Source organism: Leifsonia aquatica H1aii (genome assembly GCF_000633535.1).
In the GTDB taxonomy this organism is placed as follows: Bacteria; Actinomycetota; Actinomycetes; order Actinomycetales; family Microbacteriaceae; genus Leifsonia; species Leifsonia aquatica_A.
The window spans coordinates 64825-89741 of sequence record NZ_AYMR01000013.1 but is presented as its reverse complement, the minus strand read 5'-3'; the positions used below and the strand labels follow the sequence as shown (position 1 = coordinate 89741).

The 24917-nt window shown below is 70.1% G+C and carries 22 protein-coding genes; 9 read left to right on the top strand and 13 right to left on the bottom strand.

The features are described from left to right. Positions 1-65 precede the first annotated feature (65 nt). The 6 genes from U870_RS0114655 to U870_RS0114630 are packed head-to-tail and all read right to left on the bottom strand — an operon-like array spanning position 66 to position 6816. Positions 66-1085, bottom strand: coding sequence for an SIS domain-containing protein (locus tag U870_RS0114655; protein ID WP_025158133.1), 1020 nt, complete (start codon positions 1083-1085; stop codon positions 66-68). Further along, a complete protein-coding gene (locus U870_RS0114650) occupies positions 1082-2251 on the bottom strand; it encodes a Gfo/Idh/MocA family protein (RefSeq protein ID WP_025158132.1) in 1170 nt (389 codons plus the stop codon). Before U870_RS0114650 ends, U870_RS0114655 begins: the two co-directional genes overlap by 4 nt. Further along, positions 2248-2952: a sugar phosphate isomerase/epimerase family protein gene (locus U870_RS0114645; RefSeq protein WP_025158131.1), complete on the bottom strand. Its 705-nt coding sequence runs from the start codon at positions 2950-2952 to the stop codon at positions 2248-2250. Before U870_RS0114645 ends, U870_RS0114650 begins: the two co-directional genes overlap by 4 nt. Continuing rightward, positions 2949-4988, bottom strand: coding sequence for a primary-amine oxidase (locus U870_RS0114640; protein WP_025158130.1), 2040 nt, complete (start codon positions 4986-4988; stop codon positions 2949-2951). The genes U870_RS0114645 and U870_RS0114640 overlap by 4 nt, the downstream gene beginning before the upstream one ends. Beyond that, positions 4985-5779 carry a GntR family transcriptional regulator gene (locus tag U870_RS0114635; RefSeq protein WP_025158129.1) on the bottom strand — a complete coding sequence of 265 codons (795 nt, stop codon included), beginning with the start codon at positions 5777-5779 and terminating at the stop codon, positions 4985-4987. The genes U870_RS0114640 and U870_RS0114635 overlap by 4 nt, the downstream gene beginning before the upstream one ends. After that, entirely contained in the window at positions 5776-6816 is a 1041-nt protein-coding gene (locus U870_RS0114630) for a Gfo/Idh/MocA family protein (protein WP_025158128.1), read from the bottom strand. Before U870_RS0114630 ends, U870_RS0114635 begins: the two co-directional genes overlap by 4 nt. Before the next feature lie 166 nt (positions 6817-6982). Between U870_RS0114630 and U870_RS0114625 the strand changes: the two genes are divergently transcribed. From U870_RS0114625 to U870_RS0114585, 9 genes are all read left to right on the top strand, one after another. Beyond that, positions 6983-8662, top strand: coding sequence for an ABC transporter substrate-binding protein (locus tag U870_RS0114625; protein ID WP_240183714.1), 1680 nt, complete (start codon positions 6983-6985; stop codon positions 8660-8662). A 61-nt stretch (positions 8663-8723) separates the two neighbouring features. Beyond that, on the top strand, positions 8724-9707 hold the full coding sequence (locus tag U870_RS0114620; RefSeq protein WP_025158126.1) for an ABC transporter permease: 984 nt from the start codon (positions 8724-8726) through the stop codon (positions 9705-9707). Between the two features lie 9 nt (positions 9708-9716). Further along, positions 9717-10724 carry an ABC transporter permease gene (locus tag U870_RS0114615; RefSeq protein ID WP_025158125.1) on the top strand — a complete coding sequence of 336 codons (1008 nt, stop codon included), beginning with the start codon at positions 9717-9719 and terminating at the stop codon, positions 10722-10724. Then, positions 10721-11614 (top strand): ABC transporter ATP-binding protein, encoded by an 894-nt coding sequence (locus tag U870_RS0114610; RefSeq protein WP_025158124.1) that lies wholly within the window; start codon positions 10721-10723, stop codon positions 11612-11614. Before U870_RS0114615 ends, U870_RS0114610 begins: the two co-directional genes overlap by 4 nt. Then, on the top strand, positions 11611-12543 hold the full coding sequence (locus U870_RS0114605) for an ABC transporter ATP-binding protein (protein WP_025158123.1): 933 nt from the start codon (positions 11611-11613) through the stop codon (positions 12541-12543). Before U870_RS0114610 ends, U870_RS0114605 begins: the two co-directional genes overlap by 4 nt. Positions 12544-12640: 97 nt before the next feature. Then, complete coding sequence (locus U870_RS25175) at positions 12641-12910, top strand: SDR family NAD(P)-dependent oxidoreductase (protein ID WP_025158122.1); 270 nt, start codon at positions 12641-12643, stop codon at positions 12908-12910. A 135-nt stretch (positions 12911-13045) separates the two neighbouring features. Then, on the top strand, positions 13046-13528 hold the full coding sequence (locus U870_RS23220) for a hypothetical protein (RefSeq protein ID WP_025158121.1): 483 nt from the start codon (positions 13046-13048) through the stop codon (positions 13526-13528). 201 nt (positions 13529-13729) lie between these two features. Next, positions 13730-15178 carry an anaerobic C4-dicarboxylate transporter gene (locus U870_RS0114590; protein ID WP_025158120.1) on the top strand — a complete coding sequence of 483 codons (1449 nt, stop codon included), beginning with the start codon at positions 13730-13732 and terminating at the stop codon, positions 15176-15178. Between the two features lie 50 nt (positions 15179-15228). Next, positions 15229-16575 carry a M20/M25/M40 family metallo-hydrolase gene (locus tag U870_RS0114585; RefSeq protein ID WP_025158119.1) on the top strand — a complete coding sequence of 449 codons (1347 nt, stop codon included), beginning with the start codon at positions 15229-15231 and terminating at the stop codon, positions 16573-16575. Positions 16576-16653: 78 nt separating this feature from the next. Here the strand turns inward: U870_RS0114585 and U870_RS0114580 are convergent, their stop codons facing one another. The 7 genes from U870_RS0114580 to U870_RS0114550 all read right to left on the bottom strand — a co-directional run bounded on the left by U870_RS0114580 (position 16654) and on the right by U870_RS0114550 (position 24909). Further along, positions 16654-17427 (bottom strand): GntR family transcriptional regulator, encoded by a 774-nt coding sequence (locus tag U870_RS0114580; RefSeq protein WP_025158118.1) that lies wholly within the window; start codon positions 17425-17427, stop codon positions 16654-16656. Positions 17428-17463: 36 nt separating this feature from the next. Further along, positions 17464-18462 carry an NAD-dependent epimerase/dehydratase family protein gene (locus U870_RS0114575; protein WP_025158117.1) on the bottom strand — a complete coding sequence of 333 codons (999 nt, stop codon included), beginning with the start codon at positions 18460-18462 and terminating at the stop codon, positions 17464-17466. Then, positions 18459-19247: a sugar phosphate isomerase/epimerase family protein gene (locus tag U870_RS0114570; RefSeq protein ID WP_240183713.1), complete on the bottom strand. Its 789-nt coding sequence runs from the start codon at positions 19245-19247 to the stop codon at positions 18459-18461. Before U870_RS0114570 ends, U870_RS0114575 begins: the two co-directional genes overlap by 4 nt. Further along, positions 19244-19912: a ThuA domain-containing protein gene (locus tag U870_RS0114565; RefSeq protein ID WP_025158115.1), complete on the bottom strand. Its 669-nt coding sequence runs from the start codon at positions 19910-19912 to the stop codon at positions 19244-19246. The genes U870_RS0114570 and U870_RS0114565 overlap by 4 nt, the downstream gene beginning before the upstream one ends. Positions 19913-19994: 82 nt before the next feature. Further along, a complete protein-coding gene (locus U870_RS0114560) occupies positions 19995-21653 on the bottom strand; it encodes an ABC transporter substrate-binding protein (protein ID WP_052357750.1) in 1659 nt (552 codons plus the stop codon). Then, the gene (locus U870_RS0114555) at positions 21650-22819 is read right to left on the bottom strand and encodes an ABC transporter ATP-binding protein (protein WP_025158113.1); all 1170 of its coding nucleotides are present in this window, start codon (positions 22817-22819) and stop codon (positions 21650-21652) included. The genes U870_RS0114560 and U870_RS0114555 overlap by 4 nt, the downstream gene beginning before the upstream one ends. Next, complete coding sequence (locus U870_RS0114550) at positions 22816-24909, bottom strand: dipeptide/oligopeptide/nickel ABC transporter permease/ATP-binding protein (RefSeq protein WP_025158112.1); 2094 nt, start codon at positions 24907-24909, stop codon at positions 22816-22818. The genes U870_RS0114555 and U870_RS0114550 overlap by 4 nt, the downstream gene beginning before the upstream one ends. Positions 24910-24917 lie beyond the last annotated feature (8 nt).

Here is a 24917-nt window from a genome sequence, read left to right as displayed (position 1 = left end):
GCGACCAGCAGGCGCATCCAAGCCCACGATCACTTCAGCCGCAGCCGCGGCCGCATCTCCAGCCGTCACGCGACCCCTCCCGCGTCCGCCGGGACCTTGGTGTCGGCGTTGTGGAAGACGAACTCCTCGATGTCCACGCCGCGCACATCGGCGACCGCGCCCACGAGCAGCTGCACCACCAGCGCCTCCAGGATCGCCCGCTGAGGCGCGGGCAGCTTGGGCAGCCGCACCGGGTGCAGCGTGCGGGAGCCGGTGATCTGCTCGCCGGTGATGAGGATGACGTGGTGGCCGGCGTCGGCCAGCGTGGTCGCGAGGTCGAGTTCGCGGCTGTCCCCGAAGACCACATGCACGCCGTCCCCGGCCGACTCCATCGAGCCGTGCAGGTACTGGCGCGTGCTCATGCCGGTGGCGGGGATGCGCGCGACCTCGCGGAAGAGCAACGCGCCCGCCTCGGCCGAGCCGACCGCAGGGCCGGCGCCGACGAAGTCGCTCGACGAGACGGACGCGAAGAGCTCCGCGAGCGCGGCGACCGGCGCCGCGAGCCGCTCCTCGGCGTCGGCGAACGTCTCCGCGAGACGGTGCCAGCCGGCGTCCGGCGCACCGCCCTCCCAGCTGTCGGCGAACATGCCGAGCGCGGCGATCGTGGCGGTGTAACCCAGCGTCGACGCGTAGCTGTCGGCGAGGTTGCCCAGCGACAGCGTGGACGCGATCCGTCCGATCGGCGACGGCTCGCTGTTGACGACGGCGAACCGCAGTTCCTCCGGAACCGACTCCAGCACCGCGAGCGTCTCCGCACTGCGGCCACTCTGCGAGATGCCCACGATCGGGTGGACGCTCCGCGGGAAGGGGAGCGGGTAGTCGCCGGCGCCCAGCCGCCACGAGTGGATGCCGCGCGACCGGAGCGCCCAGACCGGCGCGCAGGCGGCCGCCAGGCTCGCGCCGATGCCGACGAAGATCGGCCCCGGCCCGCTGAGCTGGCCGAGCGCGGCACGAGCCGCGATCTGGTCGGCGATCAGCGGGATCGCGCGACCGAGCTCCTCGGCCTGCGTCGCCCGGGCGGACGCGAAAGTGATGTACCCGTTCATCGGACTCCCCTAGCTGGTGCCGTGCGGCCTTCCGCCGGCGTGGATGGTGCGGACCCGCCGGGCGTCGCCGCCGTCGGATCCCAGTCGGCCGGCAGCGGTTCCACCACGGGGGCGGTGCTGTCGATCGCGACGGCGGCGCCGGTGCCGGCCGAGTGCTCGATCGCGAGCATGACCTCCAGCGCATGCAGCGCGAGCTCCCCCGAGGCGCGCGGTGGCCGGCCCGCGCGCAGGGCACGGGCGAGTTCGAGCACGCCGACACCACGTTCGCGGTGCACGCCGGGCGGAGGAACGTCGACCCACTCGGTGTCGCGGTCGTCGCCCGCGAGCACGCGCGTGGCGCCGTCGAAACCGCTGACCGGCACCTCCAGCACGCCGTCGGCGCCCGTGATCTCGAACGTCTGACGGCGCCGCGGCGAATCGAAGCTGTAGACCGAGGTGCCGACGACCCCGGAGGCGAACCGGGTCAGCACGCTGAGATGGGTGTCGACCTCGACCGGGAAGCGGGTGCCCGCATCGGGACCGGAGCCGACGACGCGCTCGGCTCGGGGCCGCTGGCCCACCGCCTCCACCGAGGCGATCGGGCCGAGCAGCTGGATCATCGTGCTGACGTAGTAGGGGCCGATGTCGAACAGCGGGCCCGCGCCGCGGGCGAAGAGGAACTGCGGGCGCGGGTGCCACGAGTCCGGGCCGGGACCCTGCATCAGCGTGAGCAGCGTGCGGGGCACGCCGATCGCACCGTCCGCCAGAAGGCGGTGGGAGTTCTGGATGCCCTCGCCGAGGATCGTGTCCGGCGCGTTGGCGACCACGACCCCGGCTGCGGCGGCCGCGTCGAGCACGGCGCGTGCGCTCGCCAGGTCCAGCGTCAGCGGCTTCTCGCCCCAGACGTGCTTGCCTGCGGCGATGGCCGCGAGCGCGACCTCGGCGTGCGCCGCGGGAATGGTCAGGTTGACCACGATCTCCACGTCGTCCCGGCCGAGCAGCTCGTCCACCGTGACGGCGGCGGGGACTCCGAAGCGCTCCGCTTGGGCGCGCGCCCGTTCGAGGTCGAGGTCGGCGATGGCCACCACATGCACGTCGGGGTACTGGGCGAGCGACCGCAGGTACTCGTCCGAGATGTTGCCCGCACCGATGATGCCGACGCCGGTCGGGGCCGACACGGCGGTCATGCGCGCACCAGTCCGGTGAAGTAGGCGGCATTGTGCTCGATCAGCGGGAACACGTCCCCCTCGTGCACGACGACCTCGACGACCGGCAGCTCGAGGGAGGCCGCGAGGGCGACCGCTTCGGCGACGTCGAACGGATTCGTGTCGTCCTCCTTCACGTGCAGGAATCGCACCCGGTCGCCGAGCCTCGGGATGAGGGTGCGCACGTCCTCGCCGCCGACGGCGGCCCAGTAGGTGTCGAGCTCCAGCACCACGGCCGGGTCGAGGGCGTCGACCAGCACGTCGTAGGCCGTGCTCTCGCCGATGCGCTGCGCGAACTCGAAGTCGTGGTTGTGGTAGCCGAGGCGGACGCCCCGGTCGGCGGCCACCGGCACCAGCGCGTTGATCGCGTCGGCCAGGGCGAGCACGCCCGACCGCTCGGCGATGCTGGCGGGCGGCACGAACGGCACGATCACGGTGCCGATCCCCAGCCGCTCCGCCGCATCGAGCACCTGCACGTGGTCGAGCTCGGTGATCTTGGCGTGGGCGGTGTCGGCGCGCAGCCCGGCGGTGTCGAGGGCGGCGTTCAGCCCTTCGGTGTCGCTCAGGATGTCGTACGGCTCGGCATGGGTGAAGCCGAGGCCCGCCAGCCGCGTCAGGGTGGCCGGAAGCGCCTCGGGGCCGATGTCGTCGCGGACGCTGTACAGCTGGATGCCGAGGCTCATGCTCCGTGCCCTTCGTCCTCGTGGCCGACGGCGGCGTGGTGGCCGTCGTGCCCGTCGTGGTGTCCCGCATGGTCGTCGTGGTGGCCCGCGTGTCCCGCGTGGCCGCCCGGTGCGCAGTGGTCGCTCACCGACTCCGGGATGTCCATCGTCGGGTTCGCCCCGAAGAACCCGTGCGGCTTCAGCACGAAGCCGGCCGAGTCGACGGGCATGATCGGCCAGTCCTCGATGCGCGGGAAGTGGGTCAGGCCGAAGGTGTGCCAGAGCACCACGTCCGCGTCCTCGACCGAGCGATCGGCGGCGGTCCAGGCGGGCAGACCCGCGCCTCCCGGGTGCATGTTCACGAAGTCGCCGGCGGGGTACAGCTCGGCGGGCTCGTACGGCGTCACCCAGAGGTGCTTGGCCGAGTAGGTGGCGCGAGCGTGGATGTCGGACTCCTCGTCCGCCAGCAGCGCGGGCTGCCCTTCGGGGAAGAGCACGTAGCCCACGTCGCGGCCGAGCCGGTTCTGCTTGTGCGGGTTCGAGACCAGCCAGACCCGCCCGCGGGCGTTGTCGGCCATCCGTTGCGCCTCCTTCTCGGTGCGCAGCCGGGTGACGGTCTGGGTGATCCCCGTGCCGGTCGGATTGGCCGGGCCTCGGGGCACGAGGGTCGCCTCCAGCTCGTCCACGTTGTTTTGCGCGCCGTCGACCATCATGTCGAGGCGGGCCGAGAAGAGGTGCTGGTGGTACGGGGCGCCCAGGCCCGGCGCGAGTTCGGAGGCATAGGCGTAGCCCGGCCCCGGATAGGCCGACGTGAACACGACACCGGTCGCCTTCACCTCCAGCTCGATCGCTCCGTCGAGCGAGAAGTACCAGTAGAAGCCGTAGTCGTAGTTGCCCACCGTGACGAAGAAGCTCACGACCAGACGGCGGTTGCGCCGCGAGTCGCTGGAGCCGTTCCAGTTGTCGAAGTGCTTCCAGAGGATCCCGGTGTCCTCCTCGTGGATGCAGATGGCCTGCGGGATGACCCGCACGTTGCCGGCGTTGTCGGCCAGCGTCGCATCCAGGTAGGTGATGTCGCCGACGCAGTCGCAGCCCAGCTCCAGCGAGTTCGCGAAGCCGCCGAGCAGGTACTCGCCGCAGTCGAAGAAGTTCTGGAACCAGCGCTGCGGGCTCGGGTCGCCGTACGGCACCATCATCTCGGCGATGGAGGCGCGGTAGAGCACCGGGCGCTGCACCCCGTCGTCGTCGATCGAGACGTTGTGGAAGACGAGGCCTTCACGCTGGTCGAACGACACCTGGAGCTGCCAGCCCGCCCACGAGAGCACACCGTCGTCGTCGATGGTGAAGCTCGGCCCCTCCGGCTGGGTGATCTCGATCGGCTTCAGCCCCGCGCGCGGCGGCTTGCCCACCCACTCCGGGAGGTGGAAGTTGCCGTCCTCCTGCGGCACCGGGAACTCGACGTAGTCGATCACGTCGAGCACCTCGCGGGTGACGACGTCGACCATCACGGTGATGCCGTCCACGGGGTGCGCCCAGCCGAGGTCGTCCGGCGTCTTCTGCACGAAGGTGAAGCAGCGCTGGATGCGGCGACCGGCCTCCTCCGGCGCGAGCACCCCGGCGGAGAGCGGGTTCACGCGCAGCGTCGAGAGGTCGGTGAGGCCGCGCTTGGCCATCGCGGCGAGCCAGCGCTCGTCCTGGTGCACGACCTCCTCGACCAGGCCGAACTCGGCGAGCACGACGGGCACCTGACCGTCGGCGGGGTCGAGCTCGACGGCGGACACGACGCGGTCCTCGGCCGGGCAGACCACGACGTCGTGGGAGGCGCCGGACGCGAGGTCGACCAGCATCGCGCGGAACCGGCGGGCCTCGGGCACGGCGCCCGCGGCGAGCAGCGTGCGCTTGTCCTGCTCGAGCAGGCCGAAGTACGCGACATGCGTGTCGGGTCCGAGCAGGCCCGCGCGCTTGAGGACGGCGCGGGAGGCGGCGACCTCCTCCGGGCGGAGAGAGGCGAGCGCGGCGGCGACGGTGGCGGTCGCGGTCGTGGCGGTGTCGGTCACGGAGTCTCCGATCGGTTGTGACGGGCGAAGTAGGTGCGCAGCCGGTAGCGGTCGCCCGCGTACTGCACGGTGGAGGCGAGCACGGCGCGCTCGGCGCGATTGCGCACCACCTGGTGCATGACGAGGGTGGGCGTTCCGGCCTCCACGCCGAGCTGGTCGGCGATGTCGGTTCCGGCCTCCCGCGCCTCGATCGTGGTCTCGGCGTTGGCGAGCTCGTTGCCCGCCGCGGTGAGGGCCTCGTAGAGGGAGTCGATCTCGAAGTCGTGCCGGTCGGCGTCGGGGAGCAAGGCCGCGGGGATGAGGGCCCAGTCCAGGGCGATCGGCACGCCGCCGAGCATCCGCACCCGGCCCAGCCGGAAGAGCGGCAGCCCGGGCGCGATGCCGAGCAGTTCGGCGTCGTCGATCGTCGAGGGGGCGATGCTCGCCTGCAGCACCCGCGAGGTGGCGTCGAGCCCCATCCGCTCGGCGGTCTCGCTGAAGGACTCGAGGCTGTTGGGCCACTCGTTCCGGGTGTCGCCTGCACCGGAGACGTACCAGCCGCGTCCGTGCGACGGGGCGAGCGCGCCGTCCTCGACCAGCGACTGCAGCGCCTTGCGCAGCGTGACCCGGCTGATGCCGAGCAGCCGGCAGAGCTCGCGCTCGGGAGGGAGCCTGCTGCCGGCGCGCAGCTCGCCGCCGTCGATCCGCGCGCGGAGCGAGTCGGCCGCCTGCACCCAGAGCGGGTCGGGGTAGTCGGTGCGCACGCTCGCCTGGCCGATGCCGAGCGGTGCCGCTTCGGGCGTCTGCGTCATCGGTCGAGGCTCACGGTCTCCCAGACCCCGGTGCGCATCGAGGTGTAGCAGGCGTCGAGGATGCAGTTGACGACGAAGCCGTCGTCGAAGGTCTCGTCCGGGGCCTCGCCGGCGGCGAACCGCTCGACGAAGTGGCGCATCTCCTGACTGAAACCGTAGGCCCTGGCCTCTTCGGGCACCGGGTAGACCCAGCCCGTCTCGGCGTCCGCCTTCTCGACCAGGTAGCCGGCGGGGTTCTCGATGAAACCCCAGACCGGGGTGTGGGAGGTGTCGGTGACCAGGCGGCCCGCGGTGCCGACGAGCTCGTGGCGCAGCTGCATGCCGCCCTTCTCGATCCACGACGACTCGATCTGGGCGAGCTGACCGCCCGCGAACTTCAGCAGGGCGATCGCGGTGTCCTCGCCGGTGGTCTTGTCGGAGTGGACCATCGTCGCGCCCCAGGCGAAGACCTCGGTGACGGGGTTGTCCTTGCCGAAGAAGTGCCGGGCCGACTCCACCGTGTGGCAGCCCATGTCGAGCAGGGCGCCGCCTCCGGCGGTCTCCGCGTCCCAGAAGTGCGGCGCGTGCGGGCCGGAGTGCGCCTCGCGGGCGCGCATGGTCAGCGGTTCGCCGATCGCGCCGGCGGTGACCATCTGGTGGGCCTTGGCGATGTTGGGCGAGAACACCGAGCTCTCGGCGTAGCCGTGCCAGACGCCCGCCTCGCGCACGATGCGCACGATCTCGGCCGCTTCGGCGCCCGTGCGGGCGAGCGGTTTGGTGCAGACGATGCCCTTGCCGGCCGCGGCGGCGATCCGCACGGCCTCCACGTGCGCCTCGTTGGGGAGGGCGATGACGACGAGGTCGATCTCGGGGTCGGCGCAGAGCGCCGCCATGTCGTCGTACTGGCGGGCGATGGGGCCCCACTTCTCCGCGAATGCCTCGGCGCGGCCGAGATCGCGGGAGTAGGTGGCGACGATCTCGGCGCCGCGGACGTCCTGCATGGCGTCCGCGTAGGTGTCGGCGATGAAACCGGAACCGAGAAGACCGACTCGAATCACATTTCCTCCTGTGGGCGGTGGGTGTTTGTCATAGTAGCCATGTGGTACGCATTTGGTCTATATCAATCCCGGAAATCTTTCCGTAACAAAATACCTCTTGCTACCTCTATGGACCGCTATGTATGCTCTCGCTCAATCCATTCCCCGAACACCGAGGAGAAATGCAGTGCGACCACGCAAGTCGATGAAGATGCGAGTGGCTGCGGCTCTCGCGATCCTGGCGGCGACGACGCTCGCCGTGACGGGCTGCTCCGGCAGCGGAAGCAGCAGCTCGAGCGCTCGCTACCTCAACGTCTACTCCGGCAACCCCGGCAACCTGACCGACAACTTCAACCCGTTCGTCTCCGATGTCGCCTACGGCGCCAACGGCGCCGTGCTCGGGGCGATCTACGAGCCCCTCTTCTACTTCAACTCCGCCAAGAACGAGAAGCCGCAGCCCTGGCTCGGCACCGAGTACACCGTCTCCCCCGACGGCCTCACCTACTCCGTCACCCTGCGCAGCGGAGTGAAATGGCAGGACGGCAAGCCCTTCACCGCCGCCGACGTCGCCTACACCTACACGCTGCTGAAGGAGAAGCCGGAGCTCAACCTCTACGGCCTCAAGATCGCCGACGCGAAGGCCGTGGACGACACCCACGTCGACATCACCCTCACCCAGCCGGACTACCCGAACGAGTACCGCCTGCTCGGGCTGACGTTCATCGTGCCCGAGCACATCTGGAAGAGCATCCCGGACCCGACCAAGACCACCAACCAGAAGCCCATCGGCACCGGTGCGTTCGACTTCGGCCAGTTCACCCCGCAGTCGGTGACGCTGACGGCCAACAAGGACTACTACCAGGAGGGCCAGCCGGCCATCCCCGGCATCCGCCTGGTCACATCGACCGGCAACGCCGCCGCCCTCAACTCGCTCAACGCCGGGCAGATCGACTGGGCCGGCATCGCGCTGCAGGACGTGCAGAAGTCGTTCGTCGACAAGGACCCGAAGTACAACAAGTACACGTCGATCCCGGCGGACATCAAGGTGCTGATGCCCAACCTCAGCAAGGCGCCGTTCAACGACCTGGCGTTCCGTCAGGCGCTCAGCCTCTCCATCGACCGCGACGCGATCATCAAGCAGGCCTTCGGCGGCACGGACACCCCGGCCAACCCGACCAGCCTCCTCCAGCCCCGCGACGAGGCCTACATCCCCGCCGACTACAAGGGCAAGACGCTCGGCCAGGACGTCGACAAGGCGAAGAAGATCCTGACCGGCGCCGGCTACAGCTACGACGGCTCCGGCAAGCTGCTCGGGAAGGACGGCCAGCCGGTCGCCTTCAAGATCAGCACGGTCACGGGCTACACCGACACGATCACCGCCAACCAGCTGCTGGTGCAGGACTTCGCGAAGATCGGCGTGACGGCGACACCGGAGGAGCTCTCGCTCGGCGCGTACTCCACCGCCCGGCAGAACGGCACCTTCGACCTGCTCGACGACCGCATCCCGACCGGCCCCAACCCGTTCCAGCAGTTCAGCGACAGCCTGGACTCCGCCAAGAGCGCCCCGATCGGCAAGCCCGCGAACGCCAACTTCGTGCGGTTCGACGACCCGACGGTCGACGGCCTGATCGCCGAGGCGGGCGGGACGAACGACCCGGCGAAGCTGACCAGCGCGTACCAGGCCCTCGGCACCTACTTCGCCGAGAACCAGCCGTACATCATCCTGAGCCAGAACGGCGCGGTCACCACGTACCGCGACCAGTACTTCACCGGGATGCCGACCACGGACAACCTCTGGGCCACGCCCTCCAACTGGCTGTCCGGCAACATCGGCTACGTCGCCAAGTCGCTGAAGCCCGTCAAGTGAACCACCGGCGCGCGGCGGCCCCACCGGCCGCCGCGCGCCCCGACCCGCCGGGACGCGAACAATGCGCTACTACCTCAACAAGATCGGCTTCTACCTGATCGCGGGCTGGATCGCGATCACCCTCAACTTCCTGCTGCCCCGGCTCGTCAAGGGCAGCCCGGTGGATGTCATCCTGGCCAAGACCCAGGGCGTCGCCCCCATGCCACCCGAGGCGAGGCATGCGCTCGAGCTGCAGTTCGGCGTCTCGCACGACCCCCTGATCGTGCAGTACGGCCAGTACCTGCACAACATCTTCACCGGCAACTTCGGCCTCTCGGTGAGCTACTACCCCACTCCCGCGATCGACGTCGTCATGCAGGCGCTGCCCTGGACCGTCGGCCTGGTGGGACTGGCCACCGTCATCAGCTACCTGATCGGCATCGTCTTCGGCTCCTGGCTCGGCTGGCGCCGCGGCACCTGGACCGACGGGCTGCTGCCGGCCTCCACCTTCTTCTCGGCGATCCCCTACTTCTGGCTCGCCCTCGTGCTCGTCTACGTCTTCGGGTCGATCCTGCACTGGTTCCCCGTGAGCGGCGGCTACGACCTGAACATCATGCCCGGGTTCACGCCCGAGTTCATCGGCTCGGTGGTGCTCTACGGCCTTCTGCCGGCGATCACGATCATCCTCGCGTCCGTCTCCGGCCAGCTGCTCGGCACCCGCAACATGATGGTGTCGACGATGGCCGAGGACTACGTGGTCACCGCCCGCGCCAAGGGCCTGCGGCCGACCCGCGTCTTCGGCTCGTACGCGATGCGCAACGCCCTGCTGCCGTCGGTGGCCGGGTTCGCGATGTCGCTCGGCTTCATCGTCAACGGCTCGGTGGTCACCGAGAGCGTCTTCGGCTACCCCGGCGTCGGCTTCACCCTGCTGACCGCGGTGCAGAACAACGACTACCCGCTGATGCAGGCCCTGTTCCTCATCATCACCCTCGCCGTGCTGGGCGCGAACCTCGTCGTCGACCTCGTCTACGGCTTCATCGATCCGCGCACCCGGCTGGCGAACTAGGAGAGCATCATGAGCTTCACGCAGCAAGAACTCGCCGACCCCGACCTCTCGGGCTCCGAGCCCGACGCCGGGCCCCCGCGCACCGGCTTCTTCCGCGCCACCGGTCGCGCGACGAACCGCCGGCGCACCTACCGCGGCTGGAAGTTCTGGGTCGGGATCACGGTGTGCGCCTTCTTCGCGATCGTCGCGATCGTGGCGCCCTTCCTGGTCCCGAACCCGAACCAGTCCAGCCCGGTCGGCCTGCAGCCGCCGAGCGCCGACCACTGGTTCGGGACGACCAACATCGGCCAGGACGTCTTCGGCCAGGTCATCGCCGGCACCACCGGATCGGTCGTGATCGGCGTCGTCGCCGGCGCGATCACCGTCATCCTCTCGATGATCTTCGGCGTCGGCGGGGCCTTCCTCGGCGGCTTCTGGGACAACGCGTCCTCCCTGGTCAGCAACGTCTTCCTCGTGATCCCGGGCCTGCCGCTGCTGATCATCATCACGGACTACGTCGAGTCGCGGGACATCGTCGTCATCGCGGTCGTCATCGCCCTCGTCTCCTGGGCCGGCGCCGCCCGCGTGCTACGGGCGCAGACGCTGTCGGTCCGCTCGCGGGACTACGTGGACGCGGCGCGCGTCGCCAGTGAGTCCAATTGGCGCATCATGCTGCGGGAGATCCTGCCGAACCTCATGCCGATCATCGCGTCGCAGTTCGTGTTCGGCGCGCTCGGCGCCATCCTCGCCGAGGCCGGGCTCTCCTTCCTCGGGCTCGGCGCCCCGGGAGGCAAGAGCTGGGGCAGCATCCTCTTCTTCGCCCAGAACGCGCAGGCGATCACACTCGGCGCGTGGTGGTGGTTCGTCCCGCCGGGCCTCTGCATCGCCATCCTCGGCGCCGCGCTCGGCCTGATCAACTTCTCCATCGACGAGCGCATCAACCCGCGCCTGCGCACCGCCGCCATCGCGAAGCGCTCGCGGTCGTCCCGCCCGTCCCAGCCGACCCGCCCGTCCCAGCCGAAGGGAGCCGCCGCATGAGCGAGCCGCTGCTGCGCATCCGCGACCTGACCGTCGACTACGCCACCGATCGACCGGTGCGCGCCGTCGACGGCGTCTCCCTCGACATCCATCCCGGCGAGATCGTCGGACTGGCCGGCGAGTCCGGCTGCGGCAAGTCCACCCTCGCCTACGCGATCACCCGGCTGCTGCAGTCCCCCGCCGAGATCAGCGGCGGTTCCATCGAGTGGCGCCGCGAGGACGGCGGGACGACCGACGTCCTCGGCCTCGACGGCCGCGAGCTGCGCGCCTTCCGCTGGCAGGAGATCTCGATGGTGTTCCAGGGCGCGATGAACGCGCTCAACCCGGTGCACCGGATCGGACCGCAGATCGAGGACGTCTTCGTCGACCACCGGGCCGGCCTGAACCGCGCGCAGCGGAGGGAGCGGGCGGCCGAGCTCCTGCGCACCGTCGGGATCCCCGTCGACCGGCTGCGCAGCTACCCGCACGAGCTGAGCGGCGGGATGCGGCAGCGGGTCATGATCGCCATGGCCCTCGCCCTTCGGCCCCGCCTGATCATCATGGACGAGCCCACCACCGCCCTCGACGTGGTGGTGCAGCGCAACATCCTGGAGGAGATCGACCGGCTGCGCAGCGAGTTCGGCTTCGCCGTGCTCTTCATCACCCACGACCTCGGACTGCTGCTGGAGATCAGCGACCGGGTGGGCGTCATGCTCTCCGGCCGCCTGGTGGAGGAGAACGCCCCCGAGGCGCTGCTGGCCGGCGCGGGCCACGACTACACCCGGCACCTGCTGAGCTCGTTTCCCAGCCTCCGAGGCGACACCCCGATCACCGGCACCCGCTACGTCGACCGCGGTCCGGGCGCTCCCGCGCCCGCCGCCGGCGCCGCACGAGAGGAGGCGCGCGCGTGACCACGCTCGAAGCCCTGCACCTGAGCAAGAACTACCAGATCCGCGGCACCGGCCTGCGCGGCGCGACCCTCCGCGCCGTCGACGACGTCTCGCTGCTCGTGCGGCCCGGCGAGTCGGTCGCCCTGGTCGGCGAGTCCGGCAGCGGCAAGTCCACCATCGCCAAGATGCTCATCCGCCTGGTCGAGCCGACCGCCGGCGACATCACCCTCGACGGCGAGCGCATCGCCCAGGGCCGCCGGGCCACGAAGGCGTACCGCAAACGCGTGCAGATGGTCTTCCAGGACCCGTTCTCGTCGCTCAACCCGTCGCTGCCGATCCGCCACCAGCTCGCGCGCCCTCTGCGCATCCACGGCATCGTCCGCACCAAGGCCGAGGAGGAGCGCGAGCTGCACCGCCTGCTCGACTCGGTGAACCTGGGACCGGCGGAGGAGATCCTCGCCAAGTACCCGCACGAGCTCTCCGGCGGCCAGCGCCAGCGCATCGCCATCGCGCGCGCCCTCGCCCCGCGACCTGAGGTCCTCATCGCCGACGAGCCGGTCTCGATGCTCGACGTCTCCATCCGCCTGGAGATCCTGCAGCTGCTCGACGACCTCAAGCGCGAACGCAATCTGGCCGTGCTCTACATCACCCACGACCTCGCCACCGCCCGCCACTTCTCCACCCAGATCGTCGTGATGCGCCACGGCCGCGTGGTCGAGCGCGGCCCGTCGAGCGCGGTCATCCTCGACCCCATCCACCCGTACACCCAGCTGCTGGTGCGCGCCGCACCTGACCCGCACTCGGAGCCGTTCGTGATCGACCCGGAGCGATACCGCCAGGCACCGGACGTCCTGATCACCGAGGCGGACCCGGGGCCCGCGGACGGACGGCACTGGGCGCGCGCGTGGGCCGACGACGCGGCGGTGCAGGAACTGCTGGCGACGGTGTGAAGGGGCCGCCTCCTCGTGCGACAGCGCCGTGTAAGCGCCACGCAAGCGCCCTGACAGCGGCCGACGTCGTCATCGACGCAGAGCTGAGGAGGCTGAGATGAGAGACGTCTACGACGACATGACCGTGCTCGTCACGGGTGCGAACCGAGGGTTGGGTGCGGCGTTCGTGGACGCCCTCGTGGAGCTCGGGGCGAAGAAGGTGTACGCAGCCGCCCGCGACACCGAGGTGACCGCGATGCACGCCGCAATCATCGACACGGAGGTGATGGGCGCCTTACCGAACTCGAAGCTCGACCCTCGTGCCCGGTCCGCTCTGGCCATAATCGCCTCAGGCGCCCACGAGGTGCTGGCCGACGACATCTCGTGAAAGGCGTAGTCGGCGTCCGCCGGGCCGGTACTCCGATTGACGGGATTGGAATATCAGAGGCATAGATTCCATGCATGGGATAGTGTCATTTTCGTCACTTGTTATCAGAAACCTGGAGATGAAGTGAGAATCACAATGAGGAACAAGTTCCTGCGCGGAGCGGTGGCTGTCGCAGTCGCAATCGGCGGTATCGGCCTGAGCGGAGTAGCCACATCCACCAGCGCCGAAGCAGCGCCGTCTCCACTCTGCAACGTCGGAGTCGCCCCGTGGGGTCTCGGCGGGGGCAACTTCTCCTACGCACCGGGGTCGTGGTGCGTCTACTCGACCGACTACAAGTATCAGGCGATCTTCCAGAGCGACGGGAACTTCGTCGTCTATCGGGGCAGCACCGCTCTCTGGCAGTCGCGCACCTATGGGCTCGGCGCAACTCGGCTGGTACTCCAAGGTGACGGCAACTTCGCGATCTATCGAGGCGACACCGCCCTCTGGAACGCCAACACCCGAAGCAGCACGTACTACAACCGCACGTTCGAGATGCAAACCGACGGAAACGCTGTGATCTACGGGAACAGCCCGGGCAAAGTGGCTCTCTGGTGGTCGGACACCCGCGGCAAGTAGCGTCAACACGCAGTGACCGGCCTCCGGCACGCGGTGAGGAGTACACGTACCTACCACCGCTGCCGGAGGCTTTCCCTACGCTCCCCGTTGTCATCGCACCCCAGAGCCGTGCGCTCGACTCGCTCATCGGGGCAGGCAACGCTCGCGCCACCCCTTCCCCCGCCCCTCCCCGTCCGGCATGCTGAGACCGGGGAGGTCGCCATGGAAGTCGTTCTCGTGATCCTGCAGGCGTGCGTCGTCATCGGCGCGATCGTGCTCGGCGTGCGCGTCGGCGGGATCGGACTGGGCCTGTGGGGCGTGGTCGGCACCGCGATCCTGGTGTTCGTGTTCCGGCTGCCGCCCGGGTCGCCGCCGGTGGACGCGTTCTTCATCATCATCGCCGTCATCACGGCGTCGAGCGCGATGCAGGCGGCCGGCGGCATCGACTTCCTGGTGTCGATCGCGTCGCGGATCATCCAGCGCAACCCGCGGAGGCTGACGTACGTGGCGCCGTTGGTCGCGTTCGTGTTCACGGTGTTGTCGGGGACCTCGAACATCTTCTTCGCGCTCATACCGGTCATCTACGAGACGGCCTACCGCAACGGCCAACGGCCGGAGCGCGCGCTCGCCGCCTCGACGGTGACCTCCGGGCTCGGGATCACCGCGAGCCCCGTGTCCGCGGCGATGGCCGCCTACCTCGTGCTCGTCGAGGCCAAGGGGTTCGGGCTGCCGCAGGTGCTGCTGATCACGGTCCCGTCGGCGATCGTCGCCTGCGTGGTGACGTCGTTCGTGCAGCAGCGGATCGGCCGTGAGCTGGTCGCCGACCCCGAGTTCCGCAAACGGGTCGACGCGGGGACCGTCCAGGTGCCGGCCGCACTGGAGTCGAGCTATGCGCAGGCGACGGCGTCGTCGGGAACCGCGTCGAGCGACGCCGCCTCCGCCGTCGCCACCGGGAAGGGGAAGGCGGCACGAGCCGCGGCGGCGGACACCGACCCGGTCGACCACACCGTGCCCGCAGGCGGCAAGACGGCCGCCTGGATCTTCATCGTGGGCACCCTCCTGGTCGTCGCCCTCGGCCTGTTCCCGGCGCTGCGCCCCGCCTTCCCGGACGCGAACGGCGACCTCCAGCCGATCGGCATGTCCCCGGTGATCGAGATGGTGATGTTCACGGTCGCCCTGGTCATCATCCTGGTGCGCAAGGTGAAGCCGTCGCTGGTCGTCGAGCAGCCGCTGCTGCGCTCCGGATACGTCGCCGCCGTCGCCCTGTTCGGCATCGCCTGGATGGCGGACACCTTCATCTCCGCGAACCAGAAGACGATCATCGAGCCGCTCGGCCAGCTCATCACCGCGCAGCCGCTGCTGCTCGCCGTCGCCCTGTTCCTCGTCGCGGGGCTGACCACCAGCCAATCGGCCACCACCAACACCCTCATCCCGATCGCGCTCGCCGCCGGCCTCGCCCCGGGAGTCGTGACCGCGATGTGGCCCTCGCTGATCGGTGTCTGGCTGTTCCCGGCCAATGGGTCGCAGATCGCGGCGGTGGAGACCGACCGCACCGGCACCACCCACCTCACCCCGGTGCCGATCTGGCATTCGTTCACCATCCCCATGCTGGTGTCGTGGGTCTCCGTCGTCGTGACGGGGCTCCTGATCCAGCTCGTCGTCCCGTTCTGAGCACCCGCGTCACCCGCACCACCCGCACTACGAAGCCGCAAGGAGTCACCGTGTCCGAAACCGAAACCGAGTCCGCAGCCGACGCCCTCATGCCCGACGTCCTCGAGCGCCTGGACGCGCTCGTGCGCATCCCCTCGATCGCCTTCCCCGGGTTCGACGCCGAGCCGGTGCACCGAATGGGTGAGGCCGTCGTCGACCTGTTCGCGTCGGCCGGCGCGGAGGGGGTGCGTCTGCTCGACGTCCCGGGCGGCTATCCCTGCGTCTACGCCGATCTGCCCGGGCCGGAGGGGTCGCCGACCGTGCTTCTCTACGCGCACTACGACGTGCAGCCCGCCCCCGCGAGTCAGGGCTGGAGCTCCGAGCCGTTCGAGCCGACCCGCAAGGACGACGGCCGGATCTACGGCCGCGGGGCCGCCGACGACAAATCGGGCCTCGTGATCCACTACGGCACCCTGCGCCTGCTGGGGCCCGATCGCCCGTGCCGTGTGAAGATCCTCGTCGAGGGCGAGGAGGAGACGATCTCGCACCTGGAGGAGTTCGTCGAGGCGAACCCGGAGCTGTTCACGGCCGACGCGTTCGTGATCGCCGACCTCGGCCCGCAGGAGGCCGGGCGCCCGGCCCTGACGACGGCGCTGCGCGGCGACGTCGCCTGCACCGTCACGGTCCGCACCCTCGCGAACCCCGTCCACTCGGGCGAATTCGGCGGGGCGGCCCCGGACGCGATGACCGCCATGATCCGCATCCTCGACACCCTGCACGACGAGCACGGCGACACGGTGATCCCGGGTGTGGATGCGGGCTCCTGGCCCGGCGCCGACATGGACGAGGCCGCCTATCGCGCCGGATCGGCGATCCTTCCCGGCGTCGACTACCTCGGCACCGGCTCGCTCTCCGACCGCATCTGGGCAAAGCCGTCGGTCACGGTGCTCGGGATGGACCTCCCGAACACGGCGGAGGCCTCCAACGTCCTGTTGCCCTCGGTGACCGCGAAGCTGTCGATGCGCATCGTGCCCGGCTCCGACGGCGACGCGCAGCTGGAGGCCCTGATGGCGCACCTGCGCTCGCAGCGCCCCTGGAACTGCGAGGTCGAGGTCGAGAAGGTCAAGGTGGGGCACGCCTTCCGGGTCGACGAGTCGCACCCCGCGATCACGTCGGCGATGGATGCGCTCGGCCAGGCGTTCGGCGTCCCGGCCGAGTCGATCGGCGCCGGAGGGTCCATCCCGCTCGTGGCATCGCTCAAGAAGGTCTCCCCCGGTGCCGCGATCGTGCTCTGGGGCGCGGAGGACACGGCTCAGTCGCGCATCCACGCCTCCGACGAGTCGGTCGACCCCGCGGAGATCCGGCGCATGATCGACGCGCAGACCCTCTTCATCCGCGAGTTCGCGCGCGCCGTCTGAGCGGCTCACCCACGATTTGGACCAAATGTCGCGTTTGCGCGGCGCAAAGCCGTCATTCGGTCCAAATCGCGACGGGAATCAGCGCGTGCGGGCGAAGTTCGTGCGCAGGCGGTAGCGCTCGCCGGCGTACGTGATGGTGGAGACGAAGAGCGGATGCTCGCGATCGTCGACCGCGACCTGGCGCATCACCAGCACCGGCTTGCCGATCTCCAGCCCGAGGTGCTCGGCCACGACGGCCGTCGTCTCGCGCGCCTCGATCGTGGCGTCCGCGCGCAGCGGCTCGACCCCGGCGTCGGCGAGCGCCTGGTAGAACGACGCGGTCGCGAAGTCGACCGTCTCCAGCGACGGTGCCAGCGCCGCGGGGATCCGCGTCACGTCGACGGCGATCGGCACGTCGTCGAGCAGCCGCACCCGCTCCAGGTGGAACAACGGGGTCCCCGGAGCGACGCCGAGCTCCTCGGCCTCGTCGAGGGTCGCCGGCCGTGTCTCGGCGCGCAGCACGCGCGAGGTCGCCTCCAGCCCCATCCGCGTCGCCGTCTCGGTGAACGACTCCAGGCTGTTCGGGAAGTCCTTGCCCACCGCCGGCGCCTGGGCGACGTACCAGCCGCGGCCGTGGGAGGCGCTGAGCACGCCGTCCTCGACCAGCTGGCTGAGGGCCTTGCGCAGGGTGACCCGCGAGATCGAGAGCTGCTGGCAGAGCTCGCGCTCCGGCGGCAGCCGCATGCCGGGCTTGAGGACCCCGGTCGCGATCTCGTTGGTGATCAGGTTGATCACCTGGATCCACAGGGGCTCGGGATAATCCGGGCGGATGGCGGCGACCGCGTTACCCCCGAGTGTCTCCGGCTGCGTCACAGTGGCTATCCTCCCCTTGCCGATCGCGTGCCTCATTCATACCACTCGGGACCGGTCGGAGCGGGTAGCGAGACGGTCGAACGCCGCGGCGAGCTCGTCGTCGACGCCGCGGGTCTCCGGGTGCCCGTCGTGGTGGCGTACGATCCGGCGCGCTCCCTCGGCGAAGGAGACCTGCGGTGCGAACCCCGGCACGAGTCGCTGCAGCTTCGTGGTGTCGAACAGCATCGTGTGCCGGAAGTCGTGCTCCAGCACCTCGTCCCAGCCCGGGATCTCCTCCGCGATCGTCTGGCTCGACCGGTGCACCAGCAGCGGGTCGCGTGCCCCGGCGGCGCGGGCCAGCTCCAGGTGGATCTGGTCCCAGGTGAGCACGTCGCCGCTCACCACGTTCACGCTCTCGCCGATGGCGTGGCCTTCCCCGAGCAGGGGGACGAACGCGCGGGCGAAGTCGCTGGAATGCATGAGGGTCCACAGCGAGCTGCCGTCGCCGTGCACGAGCACGGGAGCACCGGAGCGCATCCGCTCCACGGCCGTCCAGCCGGACAGCAGCGGGACGGTGGTCTCGTCGTAGGTGTGGAAGGGCCGCACGATCGTGAGCGGGAAGCCCTGCTCGCGGTACGCCTCCTCCAGCAGCAGCTCGCAGGCGATCTTGTCGCGCGCGTAGCCGAAGACCGGCTGACGGCGTGGGCTCGACTCGGTGATCGGCAGGAGCGGGACGGGCCGCCCGAAGACCGAGCAGGTCGAGATGAGCACGTACTGGCCGGTGCGTCGCCCGAAGTACTCGACGTGGCCCGCCAGGTCGGCCGGAGTGAAGGCGACCCAGTTGACGACGGCGTCCCAGCGCTCGTCGCCGAGCAGCGCGGCGAGCGCCGCGGGGTCGCGCACGTCGCCGTTGAGCACCCGCGCGCCCTCGGGGACGGGGCGGCGCGGTGCCGAGCGGGTGACGATCGTGAGTTCGGCGCCGGAGGCGACGGCCTCGCGCGCGGCCGCCGAGCCGATCATGCCGTTGCCGCCGAGCAACAGGATGCGGCCGCTCATGAGGTCCTCCCTTCGGAGAGTCCGGAGCCGACCAGGTGACGGTACGACTCCTCCAGGGCGTCGAACGTGTCGACGGCGAGGCGTTCCAGCTCCACGATGTGCCAGCGGAGGCCGGACGGCGCGGTCAGGATGCGCTCCCAGTCCATCGCTCCGGCGCCGATCGGCACCATCACGTCGTCCTCGTAGCTCACCGCGGGTCCGTCCTTGATGTGCACGAGCCGGGCGCGCTCGCCCAGCCGGGTCAGCACCTCGGCGGGATCCGCGCCGCCCATCCGCGCCCAGTAGGCGTCGAGCTCGATCACGACCCGCGGGTCGAGCAGCTCGAGCAGGAGGTCGTACGCCTGCCGCCCGTCGAACGTGTTCGCGAACTCGGCGAAGTGGTTGTGGTAGCCGATCGCGAGGCCGCGCGCGGCGGCCCGCTCCGCGGCCTCGTTCACCCGCAGCACCCCGGCCGCGATGGCGGCGGGAGAGTCGAACTCCTCCCGCTCCATCGACCAGACCAGCGTGTCCGCCCCGAGCGCCTCGGCGGCGTCCAGCAGGCGATCCGCGCCCTGCCCGGCGGGGAACGGCGTGTGGGCGCTGGTGATCGCGAGTCCGGCGGCGTCGGCGGCGGCACGCACGCGCTCCGGGCCGTACTCCTCGACCAGCCCGTAGGTCTCGACCCCGAGGTAGCCGATCCCGGCGACGCGGTCGAACGTTCCTTCCAGGTCTGCACGTGCCTGCTCCAGGATCGTGTAGCCCATGACCGCGATCGGCGCAGCGGTGCGCACCGTCGCGGCGCTCACCGGGCGCCCGCCGTCCACTGCAGCGCGCGCCGCACCAGTTCGCGCACGGGCGGCTCGCCCCACGCACGCAGATCGTGGCCGAGCGCCAGGTAGACGACGCGGCCGGCGCCGACCTCCCGCGCGTACATCACGGGGATCACGACACCGTCGGCGCGGTGGCGCTGGGCCAGCACCTGCACGTCGTCGTCGGCGAGCTCGAACTCGTAGTACTCGTCGAAGAGCTCGAAGTCGTCGATCCCCGCGGTGATCGGGTGCTCCCCGACGATCTCGACCGTGTGCCGTCCCTCGTGGTGGCCCGGCCCGTGGGAGAGGTACCGGTTGCCGAGCAGGTCGAACATCGGCCGGTCCGCCGGATCCAGCCCGTCGCCCGACCAGCCGAGGATGTTGGCGCCGTGCACGCCGACGAGGCCCTTGCCCCCGGCGACCGCGGCGGCGAGCGCCTCCTGCTGCTCCGTCGGGAACTGTCCGCCGGAGGTGTAGAGCAGGTAGGTGTCGGCCCCGGCCGTCTCGGGCCGGGCGTCGACGAAGCGGTTCATCCCCATCCCGCGCCGGGTCACGAGGCCGGCCTCGATGCCCAGTTGCTGGTACACCTGCGAGGCGGTGAGGAGGTCGTGGTGGATGTCGTCGCCGTTCACGACGACGAGTGCGGATCTGTTGCGGCTCATCTCGTCTTCTCGTTGTCCGTGCCGCGGGCGGGCCGGTCGTCCCGGCCCGCCCGCGAGCGGTCTCAGCTGGTGCTCCCGACGGTCAGGAGACCGGCTTCAGCTTCAGCGCCACCACCGGGTTGGGGTAGGGAGCGAAGTAGGGGTCCTTCTCACTGGGCCAGCCGGTGACCTTCGCGCTGCTCCAGTCGCCGTAGTTGCCCCAGTAGAACATCACGATCATCGGCAGCTGGTCGATCCAGATGCCCTGCAGCTTCTCGAGGATGCTCGCGCGCTCCTCGTCGGTGGTCGCGAGCGGGTACTGCGCGAACAGCTCCTTCGCGACCGGGTCGTTGAAGCGCTCGATGTTCTCGAACGTCGGCGTCGCCTGCCCCAGGGGGTAGTACTTGTTCGGGTTCATCATCGAGTCGTAGATGTTGAACGCGCGCGGCGCCGGGCCGACCGGGTAGCCGATCGTGGACTGGAAGGTGCCGTCGGCGGTGATCTTGTTGATGTCGTTCACCGACGTGGTGTCGATGTCGAGCTTGATCCCGATGTCCTTCAGCTGCGAGACGAGCACCTGGGCGCGGGCCGCGATGTCCGTGTACGACGCGGGGAAGCTGACCGAGAACTCGACCTTCTTGCCGTCCTTCTCGTAGTAGCCGTCCGAGCCCTTGGTGTAGCCGGCGTCGGTCAGCTGCTTCTCGGCGGCCGGCTTGTCCTGCTTGAAGTCGAGGCCCTTGTACTTCGCGGCGACCTCGCTCTCGAAGGCCGGCATCGGCAGGCCGGTCTGGCTGGTGGCCGGCGGGGAGTCGGTCGCGGCGCCGACCTGGGCGCGGTCCACCCCGAGGCTGATCGCGCGGCGCACCGCGATGTCGCTGAGCGGCCACTTCTCCAGGTTCGGGATCAGACCGTCCGAGCCCACGACGGGCGCCCAGTAGTGGTTGTCCTTGCTCTTGGAGAGATAGGTCTTCTCGGCGTCGGCGATGTAGGTGCCCGACCAGTCGGCCTGCCCCTGCACCAGCGCGTTGGTCTGCCCCTGGTTGTCCTTGTAGGGGATGAACCGGATGCCGCCGATCTTCGCCGGGTCCTGCCAGTAGTCCTTGTTCGTCTTGAGCACGAAGCTCTGCGGCGAGAAGGTGTCGAGGGTGAACGGGCCGGTGCCGACCGGGTTCTTGTCGACGTATGTGGTGGGGTCGCCAACTTTCGACCAGATGTGCTTCGACACGATCGCGGCACCGACGAGCGAGGTGAACTTCGTCTCGGACGGCGAGGTGAAGGTCATGACCACGGTGTCGGCGTCGGGGGCGGTGATGGTGTCGAAGTCGACCCCGCCGACGTTCAGCGCGGGGTACTTCTTCAGCATGTCGTAGGTGAAGACGACGTCGTCGGCCGAGAACTTCTGGCCGTCGGTCCACTTGACGCCGGTCTGCAGGTGCAGGGTGAGCGTCTTGTTCTCGTTCGACCACTCCCACGACTTGGCGAGCCAGGGGATGTCCTTGCCGATGTCGACGTTGTTGATCTGCACGAGCGGCTCGTAGATGAAGCCGCCGGCGCCCTGGTTCGTGTAGGTCGCGCCCTGCGCGGTGTTCGGCAGGTACGGGTTGAAGGACTGGGTGAGGCTGTCGGACTGACTCGCCACGTTGAGGATCAGTCCGTCGCTCGAATTCGAACCGTTCGACGAGCAGGCGGCGAGCGGTACGACGAGTGAGGCGGCGAGCGTCGCGCCGATGAGGGCGCGGCGCACGGACCTTCTGCGATTCATTGCTGGTCTCCCTTGGTTTCGGTTGGTGCTGGAGCGTCTGTGGGGGCCGCGTGCGGCCCGGTGGTGAGGCGGCGCCCGGCGGGGCGCACGGGGCCGAGCCCGTACGCGGCGGCGTTCTCGGCGCGCTTGCCTGCGGCCTCCGCGTCGTCCGCGTAGAGCCAGCACTTCGCCCACTGGCCGTCGTCGAGGGCGAAGGCGGCGGGCGCATCGGTGCGGCAGCGGTCCATGGCGAACGGGCAGCGCGGGTGGAACCGGCAGCCGCTCGGCGGGTCGATGAGGCTCGGCGGCTGCCCGATGTCGCGCGGGCGTTCGTCGTCCGGCCGCGAGGGGTCGGGGGCGGAGGCGATGAGCAACTGCGTGTACGGGTGGGCGGCCTTCTGCGTCACGGTCTCGCTGGGCCCGGCCTCCACCAGCTGCCCGGCGTACATCACGCTGGTGTCCTCGGCGAAGTAGCGGGCGGAGGCGATGTCGTGCGTCACGTACAGCAGGGCGACTCCGCGCTCCTCCACGAGCCGGCGCAGCAGGTTCAGCACGCCGAGCCGGATGGACACGTCGAGGCTCGACACCGGCTCGTCTGCGAGGAACACGTCGGGGTTCGCCGCGAGGGCCCGGGCGATGGAGATGCGCTGCAGCTGGCCGCCGGAGAGCTCGTGCGGGAACTTCTCGGTGAACTGCCGAGCGGGGCGGAGGCTCACCTGCCCGAGCAGGTCGTCGATGATGGCTGTCTGCTCCTTCACGGACGCCTTCGGGTGGTGGATGCGCACCGCGCGGGTCAGCGTGCGCGCGATCGTCGCCACCGGGTTGAAGGAGCCGAACGGGTCCTGCAGGATCAGCTGCACCCGGCTGACATGCTCGCGCAGCGACCGGCCGCCCTTCACACGCACCGTCTGCCCGCGGTAGCGGATCTCGCCGCTGGTGACCGGGTGCAGCTGGGCGAGCAGCCGGGCGAAGGTGGACTTTCCCGAGCCGGACTCCCCCACCAGCGCCATGATGCGTCCGGCGTGCAGCGCGAGCGAGACGTCGTCGGCGGCGTGCACGACGCGCTTGGGGCCGCGGGCGAACAATCGGCCCCGGGCCGGGAAGTGCTTGGTGACGTGCAGCGCCTCCAGCACGGGGACGTCGGAGCGTCCGGGTGCGGCGGCGGGCGCGGTCTCGATCGTAGTCATCGGGCGTCCTCCATCTCGACGGCGTCGGCGCCGTCCTCATCCGGGCGGTCGGCGGCGGGGCGGTCCGGCGCGGTGCCGTCGCCCTCGTAAAGCAGGCAGGCGGCCTCGGCCTGCCGCCACTCGGCGGGTCCCGACAGCTTCAGCAGCTCGGGGACGACCTCGTGGCAGCGGTCGAACGCGAGCGGGCAGCGGTCCGCGAAGGCGCATCCGGACGGCAGCCGGCGCAGGTCGGGCGGGGAGCCCGGGATGCCCGCGAGCTCGCGCTTGGGGCCGGAGAGCGTCGGGAAGGAGCCGAGCAGGCCCTGGCTGTAGGGGTGCCGGGGGTTGCGGTAGAACTCGTCGGCGTCGGCCAGCTCGACCACCCGGCCGGCGTACATCACGGCGATGGTGTCCGACAGCTCGATCAGCAGCGAGAGGTCGTGGGTGATGAAGACGACCGCGAAGCCGAGGCGGTCCTTCAGCTCGATGATCTTCTCGATGATCTGCCGCTGGATCACCACGTCGAGGGCGGTGGTCGGCTCGTCCATCACGATGATCTCGGGGTCGAGGGCGAGCCCGACGGCGATCATCGCGCGCTGGCGCATGCCGCCGGAGAGCTCGTGCGGGTAGGCGTTCACCCGGTCGGTCTGGATGCCGACGAGCCCGAGCAGCTCGACCACCCGCGCCGCACGCTCGGCCGGCGACATCCCGGGCCGGTGCGCCCGCAGCACGTCGTCGATCTGCGCGCCGACGGTGAGCACGGGGTTCAGCGCGTGCATCGCGGACTGGAAGACGATCGACAGCTCCTCCCAGCGGAAGTCGCGCAGGTCGGCGTCGCTCATGTCGAGGATGTCGATCACGGAGCCGTCGGGGTTCGTGTAGAGCATCCGGCCGCTGGTGATCTGCGCCGGCGGCTTGTGCAGCCGGGTGATCGCGTAGGCGAGGGTCGATTTGCCGGAGCCGGACTCTCCCGCGATGCCGAGCACCTCGCCGCGGCGCAGGGCGAGCGACACGTCGTTGACGGCCGGGGTGACCGACGACTCCCCGATGTAGTCGACGTGGAGGTTCTCGACCCGCAGGATGACGTCGCTGGTGGCCGGGTCGAACGGGCGGTGCGGCGGGCGCTCGCCACGGGCACGCGCCCCGGGGCGCCGGACCACCTTGGCCCGCTGCGCCCGGGCCTGGGCCTTCTGCGCTTTCTTCGTCCCGATCCCCGCCTGCCGCAGCCGCGGGTTGATGAACTCGTCGATGCCGAAGTTCACCAGCGAGAGCCCAGTGCCCAGCAGGGCGATCGCCAGGCCGGCCGGCACGAACCACCACCAGGCGCCGGTCAGCATCGCGCTCGACACCTGCGCCCAGTAGAGGATGGTGCCCCACGACCACTCGGTGACGTTCGTGAGCCCGAGGAATGCCAGGCTCGCCTGGGTCAGGATGGCTCCGGTCACGGTGCCGAGGAAGCTGGCCGCAATCACCGCGATCTGGTTCGGGAAGATGTCGCGGAAGATGATGCTCGAGGTGCGCTCGCCGGTCGCCCGCGCCGCCTCCACGAAGTCGCGTTTGCGGAGCGAGAGCGTCTGGGCCCGCAGCACGCGGGCGCCCCACGCCCATCCCGTGATCGAGATCACCAGGATGATGCCGAGCGAGCCGGACTTCGGCAGGTACGACGCGAGGATCACGGTCAACGGCAGGGCCGGGATCACCAGGAACACGTTGGCCAGCAGGGAGAGCAGCTCGTCCGAGAGGCCGCCGAGGTAGCCGGCCGCGAGTCCGACGATGACCGACAGCACGGTGGCGACGACGGCGGCGCCCACTCCGACGAGGAGGGAGATCTGCGTGCCGTACAGCATCTGCGAGAACACGTCCTGGCCGGTCTGGGTCGTGCCCAGCCAGTGCTCCGGGCTCGGCGGCGCGAGCGTCTGCTTGCTGACCGCGGACGGGTCGAACGGGGCGATCCAGGGGCCGATGATCGCGAGCACGCAGAACACGGCGACGATGATGACGCCGGTGAGCGTCCACGGGCGGCGGAAGGCGAGCATCCAGGCGAAGCGCGAGGTGGGGGTGTCGGTCTCGCCGGACTCGGCCTCGGCGACGGTGGCGGTGGTGATGGCCATGGGATGCG

Bases quoted from the DNA above. Each gene is read 5' to 3' on its own strand.
- U870_RS0114555 (WP_025158113.1), bottom strand. From the start codon at position 22,819: ATGACTACGATCGAGACCGCGCCCGCCGCCGCACCCGGACGCTCCGAC.
- U870_RS0114615 (WP_025158125.1), top strand. From the start codon at position 9,717: ATGAGCTTCACGCAGCAAGAACTCGCCGACCCCGACCTCTCGGGCTCC.
- U870_RS0114620 (WP_025158126.1), top strand. From the start codon at position 8,724: ATGCGCTACTACCTCAACAAGATCGGCTTCTACCTGATCGCGGGCTGG.
- U870_RS0114610 (WP_025158124.1), top strand. From the start codon at position 10,721: ATGAGCGAGCCGCTGCTGCGCATCCGCGACCTGACCGTCGACTACGCC.
- U870_RS23220 (WP_025158121.1), top strand. From the start codon at position 13,046: ATGAGGAACAAGTTCCTGCGCGGAGCGGTGGCTGTCGCAGTCGCAATC.
- U870_RS0114550 (WP_025158112.1), bottom strand. From the start codon at position 24,909: ATGGCCATCACCACCGCCACCGTCGCCGAGGCCGAGTCCGGCGAGACC.
- U870_RS0114575 (WP_025158117.1), bottom strand. From the start codon at position 18,462: ATGAGCGGCCGCATCCTGTTGCTCGGCGGCAACGGCATGATCGGCTCG.
- U870_RS0114655 (WP_025158133.1), bottom strand. From the start codon at position 1,085: ATGAACGGGTACATCACTTTCGCGTCCGCCCGGGCGACGCAGGCCGAG.
- U870_RS0114635 (WP_025158129.1), bottom strand. From the start codon at position 5,779: ATGACGCAGACGCCCGAAGCGGCACCGCTCGGCATCGGCCAGGCGAGC.
- U870_RS0114590 (WP_025158120.1), top strand. From the start codon at position 13,730: ATGGAAGTCGTTCTCGTGATCCTGCAGGCGTGCGTCGTCATCGGCGCG.
- U870_RS0114645 (WP_025158131.1), bottom strand. From the start codon at position 2,952: ATGAGCCTCGGCATCCAGCTGTACAGCGTCCGCGACGACATCGGCCCC.
- U870_RS0114565 (WP_025158115.1), bottom strand. From the start codon at position 19,912: ATGAGCCGCAACAGATCCGCACTCGTCGTCGTGAACGGCGACGACATC.
- U870_RS0114560 (WP_052357750.1), bottom strand. From the start codon at position 21,653: ATGAATCGCAGAAGGTCCGTGCGCCGCGCCCTCATCGGCGCGACGCTC.
- U870_RS25175 (WP_025158122.1), top strand. From the start codon at position 12,641: ATGAGAGACGTCTACGACGACATGACCGTGCTCGTCACGGGTGCGAAC.
- U870_RS0114650 (WP_025158132.1), bottom strand. From the start codon at position 2,251: ATGACCGCCGTGTCGGCCCCGACCGGCGTCGGCATCATCGGTGCGGGC.